The 11,050-nt window shown below is 53.3% G+C and carries 10 protein-coding genes and 1 pseudogene; 6 read left to right on the top strand and 5 right to left on the bottom strand.

Translation table 11 applies throughout. The annotated features are described in order from the left end of the window. The 3 genes and pseudogenes from IBX50_RS13240 to IBX50_RS13230 all read right to left on the bottom strand — a co-directional run. Positions 1-238: pseudogene (locus tag IBX50_RS13240) on the bottom strand (hypothetical protein); the annotation flags it as partial. Positions 239-246: 8 nt separating this feature from the next. Continuing rightward, entirely contained in the window at positions 247-1,029 is a 783-nt protein-coding gene (gene kdsB / locus IBX50_RS13235) for a 3-deoxy-manno-octulosonate cytidylyltransferase (RefSeq protein WP_292256553.1), read from the bottom strand. Then, positions 1,026-1,214, bottom strand: coding sequence for a Trm112 family protein (locus IBX50_RS13230; protein WP_292256551.1), 189 nt, complete (start codon positions 1,212-1,214; stop codon positions 1,026-1,028). Before IBX50_RS13230 ends, kdsB begins: the two co-directional genes overlap by 4 nt. Before the next feature lie 28 nt (positions 1,215-1,242). Between IBX50_RS13230 and IBX50_RS13225 the strand changes: the two genes are divergently transcribed. The 6 genes from IBX50_RS13225 to aguB all read left to right on the top strand — a co-directional run bounded on the left by IBX50_RS13225 (position 1,243) and on the right by aguB (position 8,948). Further along, the gene (locus IBX50_RS13225) at positions 1,243-1,701 is read left to right on the top strand and encodes a DUF1289 domain-containing protein (RefSeq protein ID WP_292256549.1); all 459 of its coding nucleotides are present in this window, start codon (positions 1,243-1,245) and stop codon (positions 1,699-1,701) included. A 155-nt stretch (positions 1,702-1,856) separates the two neighbouring features. Further along, positions 1,857-4,457, top strand: coding sequence for a bifunctional aconitate hydratase 2/2-methylisocitrate dehydratase (acnB, locus tag IBX50_RS13220; protein WP_292256548.1), 2,601 nt, complete (start codon positions 1,857-1,859; stop codon positions 4,455-4,457). A 132-nt stretch (positions 4,458-4,589) separates the two neighbouring features. Next, positions 4,590-5,561 (top strand): hypothetical protein, encoded by a 972-nt coding sequence (locus tag IBX50_RS13215; protein ID WP_292256547.1) that lies wholly within the window; start codon positions 4,590-4,592, stop codon positions 5,559-5,561. A 44-nt stretch (positions 5,562-5,605) separates the two neighbouring features. Beyond that, a complete protein-coding gene (locus tag IBX50_RS13210) occupies positions 5,606-5,803 on the top strand; it encodes a cation transporter (protein ID WP_292256545.1) in 198 nt (65 codons plus the stop codon). Positions 5,804-5,816: 13 nt separating this feature from the next. Then, entirely contained in the window at positions 5,817-8,045 is a 2,229-nt protein-coding gene (locus IBX50_RS13205) for a heavy metal translocating P-type ATPase (protein ID WP_292256543.1), read from the top strand. Between the two features lie 15 nt (positions 8,046-8,060). Next, a complete protein-coding gene (aguB, locus tag IBX50_RS13200) occupies positions 8,061-8,948 on the top strand; it encodes an N-carbamoylputrescine amidase (protein ID WP_292256541.1) in 888 nt (295 codons plus the stop codon). A 24-nt stretch (positions 8,949-8,972) separates the two neighbouring features. Here aguB and aguA read toward each other — a convergent pair whose 3' ends face one another. Together aguA and IBX50_RS13190 are read right to left on the bottom strand one after the other, a co-directional pair. Then, entirely contained in the window at positions 8,973-10,073 is a 1,101-nt protein-coding gene (aguA, locus tag IBX50_RS13195; protein ID WP_292256539.1) for an agmatine deiminase, read from the bottom strand. A 5-nt stretch (positions 10,074-10,078) separates the two neighbouring features. Then, positions 10,079-10,888, bottom strand: coding sequence for a hypothetical protein (locus tag IBX50_RS13190; protein WP_292256537.1), 810 nt, complete (start codon positions 10,886-10,888; stop codon positions 10,079-10,081). Positions 10,889-11,050 lie beyond the last annotated feature (162 nt).

Below are 11,050 nucleotides of genomic sequence, written 5' to 3'. Positions count from 1 at the left end.
CATCACCACCATAATAGGGATCAGGTACTTCAGTAATGGCCGAAGGGTTGTAACTCAGCATCCGGTCATCAGGGGCTTCACCGGCATGGGCATCACTGGTTCCGGCTGAATCAGTTTCAATCTGATCCTGTAAACCAGCAGTATTTACCAGATGGGTAAAAATACCTTCAGCAGTGGGTGAACGGCAGATATTGCCAAGGCAGACAAACAACACCCTGACTTTTTTTTCATTACTCATGAGTTTCCTCAGCAGGCATTGGCCAGCAGCTGTTTCAACCGCTGATAATCTTCTTCGGTATCCACCCCATGAGGATGGTGCTCACAGGCTTCGGCTACATGAATCCGGTGTCCCTGCCAGAGTGCACGTAACTGCTCCAGTTGTTCAGCCTGCTCCAGCGGTGCCGGTGCCCAGGTGACATACTGGTTCAAAAAAGCTACACGGTAGGCATAAATACCGATGTGGCGCTGAAAGTTCACACCAGCTGGCAGTGTATCCGGCTGAAAGTGACCCGTGCCACGATTAATAAAATGATCCCTGACCCAGGGCTGCGGGCTGCGGCTGAAATAAAGCGCCAGCCCGTGGATATCACTGACGACCTTAACAATGTTCGGATTAAATACCGCCGCCACTTCATGAATGGCTTCACTGAGTGTTGCCATACTGGCCAGTGGACAAGCCGCCAGATTAGCCGCCACCTGATTAATCAGTGCCGGTGGAATCAGTGGTTCATCACCCTGCACATTCACCACCAGCGCATCATCGGGCAGTTGCAGTTGTTGTGTCACTTCCTGCAAACGATCCGTACCACTGGGGTGATTTGCAGAAGTCATACAGACCTCGGCACCAAAAGTTATGGCAGCATCCCGGATGCGTTCATCATCGGTGGCAATCACCACCCGCGCTGCATCACTGGCGCAGGCACGCTCCCAGACATGCTGCAACATGGGTTTACCACCCATCAGCAGCAGAGGTTTACCCGGCAAGCGTGAGGAGGCATAACGTGCAGGAATAATTGCAGTAAAGCTCATTTTTTCTCCAGCTTCTCTTCTGCAGTCAACTGACGCGCCTCACTCTCCAGCATCACCGGCAGGCCATCACGGATTGGATAAGCCAGACCACTGGCTTTACAAACCAGCTCCTGAGCTTCTTTGTTATACTGCAGCGGCGCATGAGTTACCGGGCAAACCAGCAGTGCAAGTAACTGTTTATCCATGGTGCTCTCCCGTTCGGCAAGGGTTGAAATGCCAGAATTGTACACCGAATCACCTGAAGAATCGGAGGTTTTGTTGAAGTCCCCTTGTGTCGGTTTTTGTTCCACAACCTTTGGTGACCCCGTTTGCCGTGGCTGTAAACGTTTGGTGGCGGAGGTGGATGGCTGGAACCTGCTGACAACAGAACAGCAACAACAGATTTGGCAACGCCTGTGGCAGCAGACGGTTATTATTGTTCGCCAACATATCAGGATCAGTGATCCGCTGCGGCTGCAAAACCAGCTGCAACGTTTTGCCATTCGTCATCACCCAGCTGCCCCGGCAGAAGTTCTTGCCATGGATTTATTACGTGCAGGCAGTGAAAAAATGCAGCAACTGCAGGCTTATGGTATTGAACCCCTGACAGAATTTAATGATCTAAGCCCTGCCAGACTCTTCAACCGCATGAACCGAATGCTGTATGAAGCAGCCATAAGCGACCAAAGTTGAAGCCATCTCGCAGTCGCTCAACTTAACTTTGTCGACACTTTAAACTACAATGCCAGCGCCTTTTAAAGGGATCGATGTCTCCATCGATTGCTTTGATTAAAAAGACAGGATTTTTTGCAGTCGATCGAAGCGCTAACAGATGAGGGTATAAAACCGTGCTAGAAGCTTACCGCAAACATGTTGAAGAACGCGCGCTGGAAGGCGTCCCACCCCAAGCTCTTAATGCAGACCAAACCGCAGCTCTGGTTGATCTGCTGAAAAACCCACCTCAAGGTGAAGAAGAGTTTCTGGTTGATCTGATTACCAACCGTGTACCACCAGGCGTGGACGAAGCGGCTTATGTTAAAGCCGGTTTTCTGGCTTCCGTAGCCAAGGGCGAAAGCTCCTCCCCGCTGATCAATGCTGAACAGGCAGTTAAACTGCTGGGCACCATGCAGGGTGGTTACAACATCGTCACTCTGGTTGATCTGCTGGATCACGATGAACTGGGCGAACTGGCAGGTGAGCAGCTGAAATCCACCCTGCTGATGTTTGATGCCTTCCACGACGTGGCTGACAAGGCCAAAGAAGGCAACGAAAACGCCAAGGCAGTAATGAAGTCCTGGGCTGATGCTGAGTGGTTCACCAATCGTCCCGCACTGGCCGAAAAAATCTCTCTGGCCGTTTTTAAAGTGCCTGGCGAAACCAACACTGATGACCTGTCTCCAGCTCCCGATGCCTGGTCACGTCCTGATATGCCACTGCACGCCAATGCGATGCTGAAAATGGCTCGTGACGGCATTGAGCCGGTTGAACCCGGTGTGACTGGTCCACTGAAGCAGATCGAAGCTGTTAAAGCCAAGGGTTTCCCAGTTGCCTACGTGGGTGACGTTGTTGGTACGGGTTCTTCCCGTAAGTCTGCCACCAACTCTGTATTGTGGTTCTTCGGTGACGACATCCCGAACGTACCCAACAAGCGTGCCGGTGGTTTCTGCTTCGGCTCCAAAATTGCTCCAATCTTCTACAACACCATGGAAGATGCTGGTGCCCTGCCAATCGAAATGCCGGTCGACAACCTGAATATGGGTGACATCATTGATGTTTACCCCTACGAAGGTAAAGTTTGCAAACACGGCACCGACGAAGTCATCTCTACTTTTGAATTAAAAACTCAGGTGTTGCTGGATGAAGTTCGTGCCGGTGGTCGTATTCCGTTGATCATTGGTCGCGGTCTGACTGAAAAAGCCCGTGCTGAACTGGGTCTGGGTCCATGTGACACCTTCAAAAAGCCTGATCAGCCTGCTGATACTAGCAAGGGTTATACCCTGGCTCAGAAAATGGTGGGTAAAGCTTGTGGCGTGGCCGGTGTTCGCCCCGGTACTTACTGTGAGCCCAAAATGACCACTGTTGGCTCTCAGGACACCACGGGGCCAATGACCCGTGACGAACTGAAAGACCTGGCTTGCCTGGGCTTCTCTGCGGATCTGGTGATGCAGTCTTTCTGCCACACGGCTGCTTATCCCAAGCCCATTGACGTGAACACTCATCATACACTGCCAGACTTCATCATGAACCGTGGTGGTGTGTCTCTGCGCCCCGGTGACGGCATCATCCATTCTTGGCTGAACCGTATGCTGCTGCCTGACACTGTAGGTACGGGTGGTGACTCTCACACCCGTTTCCCACTGGGTATTTCTTTCCCTGCCGGTTCAGGTCTGGTGGCCTTCGCAGCAGCCACGGGTGTCATGCCTCTGGATATGCCTGAGTCGGTACTGGTTCGCTTCAAAGGCGAAATGCAGCCCGGTATCACCCTGCGTGATCTGGTTCATGCCATTCCTTACCAGGCGATCAAAGACGGTCACCTGACTGTTGAGAAGAAAGGCAAGAAGAACATCTTCTCCGGTCGTGTACTGGAAATCGAAGGTCTGGAACACCTGACTGCTGAACAGGCTTTTGAACTGTCTGATGCTTCTGCCGAGCGCTCTGCTGCCGGTTGTACCATCACCCTGTCCGAAGAGTCTGTGGCTGAATACCTGAAGTCCAACATCACCCTGCTGCGCTGGATGATTGCCAACGGTTACGGTGACCCCCGTACTCTGGAGCGTCGCGCCAAGGCGATGGAAGACTGGCTGGCTAACCCGCAGCTGATGCGTGCAGATAAAGATGCAGAATACGCCACCATCATTGAAATTGATCTGAACGAAATCAAAGAGCCTATTCTTTGTGCTCCGAACGATCCTGATGATGCCCGCACCCTGTCTGACGTTGCCGGTCGCAAGATCGACGAAGTGTTCATTGGTTCGTGCATGACCAACATTGGTCACTTCCGTGCCGCTGGTAAACTGCTTGAGAAGCACAAGGGTTCCATCCCGACTCGCCTGTGGCTGGCTCCGCCAACCAAAATGGATCAGCACCAGCTGACCGAAGAAGGCTACTACGGCATCTACGGCAAAGCCGGTGCCCGTATGGAAATGCCGGGTTGTTCACTGTGCATGGGTAACCAGGCGCGTATCGCAGCCAAGTCTACTGCGGTATCCACCTCGACCCGTAACTTCCCGAACCGTCTGGGTGACGGTGCTGATGTATTCCTGGCCTCTGCCGAACTGGCTGCGGTTGCCTCCATTCTGGGCAAACTGCCAACCACCGCTGAGTACATGCAATACGCTGCCACCATCAACACCATGGCTAGTGATGTGTACCGCTATCTGAACTTTGATCAGATTGCTGAGTACCAGAAAGCAGCCTCTTCAGTGATTCCGGTCGCTCAGGAATCCTGAAACCAGTCTTCGGACGAAACAAAACCCCGCTACGGCGGGGTTTTTTTATGCTTGCATCCCTATGCTGACTGATGCAGATTACTGGGTTTTAATATCTACTGGTACGTTGCAATAAACCACAGGTTATTCATCATGTCACAAGTCCATCATGTTCCACTGAATCATCTGGCTGTTCTGGAGCTACAGGGTGGCCAGCCGGATAAACTGCTGCAGGGTCAGATCACTGCTGACCTGCGTTTGCTGTCACCACAACAAGCCTTACCGGGGCTTTTGTGCAGCCTTAAAGGGCGTGTGATCAGTAGCTTTGATCTGGTGGCCTTTGCAGCGGATCATCTGGCCTTGATTTTGCCTGCAGACACTCTGCCGCTGGTACACAACCACCTGAAAAAATTTGAACCCTTTTTCAAAACCCGCCTGGTGGATACCACTGCTAACTATCAACTGCTGGGATTGTCGGGTGATGGGCTACCGGCCTTGGCAGCTGAAGTGCTGGGCGGCTGGCCTGCTACCCTCTACAGCCAGAGCACCAATGAACAAACTTTGTTATTACAGCTGCCTGGCTCCAGGGCGCGGGGTTTGTTGCTGCTGAAGCGTGAAACCACAGACTTTGCAGCAATCCAGCAACAACTGCAGCAGAGCACCCAGGCCGCATCCACTAATGACTGGAATCTGCTGGATATAGAAATCGGTCGTGTTCCAGTCGACCTGGCTTTAAGTGATCAGTATTTACCCCAGATGTTAAATTTTCAGGCACTGGGCGCCATCAGTTTTAAAAAAGGCTGTTACATCGGGCAGGAAATTGTGGCGCGTGCCCAGTATCGCGGCCAGGTTAAAAAACGCCTGTTTCGGGTACAGCTGCCATCCACTGAACTGACCCTGCCTGCTGCACTGCTGGATGAAGAAGGCAAAAACCTGGGTGAACTCTTGTTGATTGCCACCAGTCAGCAGGGCGAAATGCAGGCTCTGGCTGTGATTAATATCAAGGCAGTGGAAGATCAGTCCACCTTGTATGCCGAAAGTAACGGGCAAAGGTTTAAAATCAATCTGTTAGACTTGCCTTATGATCCAGAATCTCGCCGCAACACCCCGTTTGAAGCGGCCTGAACATCCACAAAAATCTTTAAATAACCTCAACTGGAGTACGAAAAATGCCAGCATTGGAATTAAAACTCATGGGACTCACCTGTAACGGCTGTGTTAACAAGGTCACTGAAGCGCTGATGACACTGGAAAGTGTTAACGAAGTGGAAGTCACCCAGACATCTGCCCGCGTCGAAGGGAACCTCACGGCTGAACAGGCCATCGAAGTGATTGAAAACCTGGGTTTTGAAGCAGAAACCGCATAAATTGGGAGTTACCATGTCCACCACCCGCCTGGCATTACGCGGTATGCGTTGTGCAGCTTGTGTTTCCAGTATTGATGAAGCCCTGAACAAGGTTCCCGGAGTGGAACAAGTCAGTGTGAACCTGCCGGATCGCAGTGCTGAAGTCAGCGGTGAGGTGGATGTTTCCCTGCTGGTTAAAGCGATAGAATCTGCCGGTTTTAATGCCACCCCCATGGGTGCTGATTACGGCGAAGACGAACGTCAGGCCGAAGAAGCCCAAGCATTAAAACAAGCCTGGCAACGCACCTGGGTGGCACTGGCAATTGGTGTGCCGCAGATGCTGCTCATGTTCACCGGGCACCTGCCGATGGTTGAAGATGCACAGCTACTCTGGGGACTGATAGGTCTGGCAACGCTATTTGCCATGGTTTATTCCGGCAGTCATTTTTTCACTGGTGCCTGGTCGGCTTTAAAAAACCGCCATGCCACCATGGATACCTTGATTGCCATTGGTACCGCCTCTGCCTGGATCTACTCCACCCTGATCGTGCTCTGGCCGGAAATGGTGCCGATGGAAGGTCGGCATGTTTATTATGAAGCTGCCGCTTTTATCATTGGCCTGGTGAATCTGGGACATGCACTGGAAACCCGCGCGCGAGGGCAAGCCAGTCAGGCCATTCGCAGCCTGATGCAATTACAACCGGATACTGCCCGCCTGATTACCCCGGAAGGGGAAGAAATAGAAATGCGCCTGGCCTCCATTCAGCCCAGTGATCTACTGCGTGTACGCCCCGGCGAACGTATCCCAGTGGATGGTATTGTGGCTGAAGGTGAAACCCGAGTGGATGAATCCATGCTGACCGGTGAACCTGCCGCAGTCAGTAAAACCAAGGGGGAATGGTTGTCCGCTGGGACAGTGAACCAGAGTGCCAGTATCAAAATGCGAGTGCGCAAAGTCGGGGAAGACACCGCGCTGGCTCAGATCATTCAACAGGTGCGTCAGGCACAAAACGCCAAACCCGCCATCGGGCGACTGGCCGACAAAATCAGTGGTGTGTTTGTACCGGTGGTGATCCTGATTGCCATCCTGACCGCCACTGTCTGGTGGCTTTATGGCCCGGAACCCAGCTCAGCTTATGCACTGGTTACCGCCATGACGGTACTGGTGATTGCCTGCCCCTGTGCACTGGGATTAGCAACACCCATGTCCATCATGGTGGGTGTGGGACGTGCCGCAGAAAAAGGTGTATTAATCCGCCGGGGTGATGCCCTGCAGGAATCCTCCCGACTGGATGCGGTAATCCTTGATAAAACTGGCACCATCACCGAAGGCAAACCTTCACTGGTGGCGCTGGAGCGCTTTAACACTTCCAGCGCCAGCACCCTGTCGGATGATGAACTGCTGGCACTGCTGGCTTCACTGGAGCAGGCCTCGGAGCATCCGTTGGCTGCCGCCATTCTTTTGGCTGCCAAAGAACGTGAACTGACATTACCCGCCACTGAAACTCCGGAAATTCTTTCCGGCCAAGGCATCCGTGGACAGATCAACAACCAGACCTGGCTGGTGGGCAACCTGTCACTGATGCAGGAACAGGGTGTCACACTGGATGAATCCATCGAAAACCAGCGCCTTGGCATGGCTGATCAGGGTTATACCGCTGTACTGCTGGCAGTGGATGGGCAGGTAGAAGCAGTGCTGGGTATTGCTGACCCGATCAAGGCGGATTCTGCTGCGGCCATCCAACGCCTGCAAAAGGCGGGGGTAAGAGTGGTGATGTTAACTGGCGACAGCCAGCGCACCGCTGAGGCCGTGGCAAAACAGGTCGGTATCACTGAGATTTTTGCCGAAGTACGCCCGGATCAGAAGGCCAGCAAGGTGCGTGAATTGCAGGATCAAGGTTTACGGGTGGGCATGGTGGGTGACGGCATTAATGATGCCCCGGCGCTGGCACAGGCCAACGTTGGATTTGCCATTGGCACCGGCACCGACATAGCCATCGAAAGTGCCGACCTGACACTGATGCGGGGTTCACTGCACGGCGTGGCCGATGCCATGCTGATTTCCCGCGCCACCCTGCGCAACATCTACCAGAACCTGTTTGGTGCCTTTATCTACAACACCCTGGGCATTCCGCTGGCCGCCGGGGTGCTTTTCCCGCTCACCGGCTGGTTGATGAATCCGGCTTTTGCCGCTGCCGCCATGGCGTTGTCCTCAGTCACTGTAGTCAGCAATGCCAACCGTCTGCGTTTCCAGAAAATCTGATCAGGAGTTTTGTCCATGCCGCGTACCGTCACTGTTGCCGCCACCCAGATGGCCTGCTCCACGGATCGCCAGAGCAACATTCAAAAGGCTGAACAGCTGGTGCGTCAGGCAGCAGCTCAGGGTGCCCAGATCATCCTGCTGCAGGAACTGTTTGAAACCCCCTACTTCTGCCAGAAGCAGAAATACGACTACCTGAAACTGGCCACTCCGCTGGAGCAGAATCCGGCAGTGGCGCATTTTCAAAAGCTGGCGGCAGAACTTCAGGTGGTGCTGCCGATCTGCTTTTATGAACTGGCCGGACAGGTGCGCTTTAACACTGTGGTGATGATTGATGCGGATGGCAGCCTGCACCCCAATCGCTACCGCAAGACCCACATCCCCGACGGCCCCGGTTACAGTGAAAAATTCTACTTTTCACCGGGTGACACCGGTTTTCAGGTCTGGGAGACCCGTTATGCCCGCATCGGGCTGGGCATCTGCTGGGATCAGTGGTTCCCGGAAACGGCGCGGGCGCTGGCGCTGCAGGGCGCTGAAATCATCTTCTACCCCACCGCCATCGGCAGTGAACCCCATGATCCCACCCTCGATAGCTGCGACCACTGGCAACGTACCCAACAAGGCCATGCCGCTGCCAACCTCACCCCGGTGGTTGTTTCCAATCGGGTGGGTGTGGAACAGGAAGATGACTGGCAGATCACCTTCTACGGCTCGTCTTTCATCACTGATGGTTTTGGTGCCAAGGTGGCTGAACTGGATCGCCAGCAGGAAGGTGTATTGGTACAGGCTTTTGACTTGGATGCACTGGCCTTCACCCGCCAGAGCTGGGGAGTATTCCGTGACCGCCGACCTGATCGTTACAAGCTACTCATGTGCAAGGATGGCGCGACCGGAAACAACGGCTGAACAAACAACCAGTAACGCACTATCTCAGGCAAAGCGCCCTGCGGTGAGGGGTGCGGGTTGTTGCTGGGTAATGCAGTGGATGTTGCCGCCGCCGAGCAGGATTTCCCGTCCCGGTAGCATGACCACACGACGATCGGGGAACAACTGACGCAGGATTTCTTCAGCGGCAAGGTCTTCCGGTACATCAAAAGCGGGAGCAATAATGCCACCGTTGACGATCAGGAAGTTGATGTAGCTGCCCGCCAGACGGATGCCAGGGTTACGAGGTTGACTGCCTTCTACGGCATCCACACCTTCACATTCTTCAGCAGTCGCGTAGATAGGTGAAGGAATCGGCATCAGGTGAATCACCAGACTGCGTCCTCTGGCATCACGGCTTTCACTGAGTACCTTGTAAGCGGCCTGGCAACGCCGGTAATTGGGATCTTGTTCATCATCAGTCCAGGCCAGCAGCACTTCACCGGGGCGAATAAAACAGCAGAAGTTATCCACATGCCCATCGGTTTCATCGTTGTACAGGCCTTCCGGCAACCAGATGATGCGGGATACTCCGAGGTGATAACTCAGCTCGGCTTCGATGGCTGAACGATCCAGATGGGGGTTGCGATTGGGGTTCAGCAGGCATTCTTCGGTGGTCAGCAGGGTGCCTTCACCATCCACATGGATGGCACCCCCTTCCAGTACAAAACCTTCGGTACGGATGCGGCGCAGCTTTTCGATCTGCAAAATCTTGCGAGCCACCTGATCATCCCGCTGCCAGGGGAAGTACAGCCCACCGTTCAGGCCACCCCAGGCGTTGAATTGCCAGTCCATGCCCGCCACTTCACCCTGGTGGTTGACCACAAAGGTCGGCCCAGTGTCTCTTACCCAGGCATCATCTGAAGCCATTTCCACCACCCGGATATTGTTGTGCTCCAGGCGATTACAGGCGTTTTCATACTGGTCAGCGTTCACACCCACAGTCACCGGCTCAAACTCGGCAATGGCTCGTGCTACACGGGTGAAAGCAGCCTGTGCTGGTTTTCCACCCAGCCGCCAGCTATCCGGGCGTTGTGGCCAGAGCATCCAGGTCTGATGATGTTCTGCCCACTCGGCGGGCATAAAAAAATCAGCAGGCGCTTTCACAGGACTCAGGCTCCCTGACTTCTGGCTTTGGCTTTACTGGCTATCACCGCCCGCTGTACATCAGACATGAAGTTTTCTTTTTCTTCCTCTTCCAGCTCATTCATGCCTTCTGCCAGCATATTGGGGCCACTGCTGAGTTCCTGCTGAGCCAGAGGTTTGATTCGATCCATGGTGGCACGTATTTCATTAAAAACACTGCTGAACTGAGCCTGATCGGTACCACGATACTTTTTCAGCTCTTTCATGATGTTCTGGTAATAAATCATCGCAGCACGGTATTTTTTATTTTTTATCTGCTCTTCAGCCTGGGATTTGTTCATTTCGATCACCACCTGGGTCGCAGCATGGCGTATCGAAGCAAGAAACTCCTGCCCACGGGTTTCACTCAAGCGTCCTTCTCGGAACTCTTTCATAATCAGGAACTGCACATTTTTCAGCTGATTCATTGCCTCCTGGCCTTTCTGCTGATTTTCGATGGGTACGACCTTGGGATTGGGGTTGGCTTTCACTTCACGGACGGTATCTTCGGCTTCTTGCAGATATTTAAGGAAGTCCTCGCGTTTATCACCGGCATCCTGCTGGGTATGTAACAGGGCAATCCAGCGCTCAGCCAGGGCCGAACGTAACTCATAGGGCAACAAATGGGCACGGATACGTGTAACCAGTGGTTCTATGCGTTTGGCCTGGGATTCAATTTCACGAATTTTGCGTTCTTGCTGAACACGTTTTTCTTCCTGTGCTTTACGATGATGAACCACAAACAGGGTGACAAAGGCAACAAGCACAACAATGCCAAGTAGAATCAGAGCAATCATGGTGTATTCCGTAGGTTGGTGTCTTATTTCCGGCATAAAACAATGCTGCGAATATACCGCTTATACCCTTGGCTTTCCACTACTCGCCTTAAGGGTTTTATTAACCTGTTATAGCTTAGCAAAATCCGCGTAAACCCTCGCCCAATCGGGCGGGGATATAAG

This window comes from Marinospirillum sp. (genome assembly GCF_014859565.1).
This window is presented reverse-complemented; position numbering and strand designations above follow the sequence as displayed.

Bases quoted from the DNA above. Each gene is read 5' to 3' on its own strand.
- kdsB (WP_292256553.1), bottom strand. From the start codon at position 1,029: ATGAGCTTTACTGCAATTATTCCTGCACGTTATGCCTCCTCACGCTTG.
- IBX50_RS13230 (WP_292256551.1), bottom strand. From the start codon at position 1,214: ATGGATAAACAGTTACTTGCACTGCTGGTTTGCCCGGTAACTCATGCG.
- IBX50_RS13225 (WP_292256549.1), top strand. From the start codon at position 1,243: ATGCCAGAATTGTACACCGAATCACCTGAAGAATCGGAGGTTTTGTTG.
- IBX50_RS13215 (WP_292256547.1), top strand. From the start codon at position 4,590: ATGTCACAAGTCCATCATGTTCCACTGAATCATCTGGCTGTTCTGGAG.
- IBX50_RS13210 (WP_292256545.1), top strand. From the start codon at position 5,606: ATGCCAGCATTGGAATTAAAACTCATGGGACTCACCTGTAACGGCTGT.
- IBX50_RS13205 (WP_292256543.1), top strand. From the start codon at position 5,817: ATGTCCACCACCCGCCTGGCATTACGCGGTATGCGTTGTGCAGCTTGT.
- aguB (WP_292256541.1), top strand. From the start codon at position 8,061: ATGCCGCGTACCGTCACTGTTGCCGCCACCCAGATGGCCTGCTCCACG.
- IBX50_RS13190 (WP_292256537.1), bottom strand. From the start codon at position 10,888: ATGATTGCTCTGATTCTACTTGGCATTGTTGTGCTTGTTGCCTTTGTC.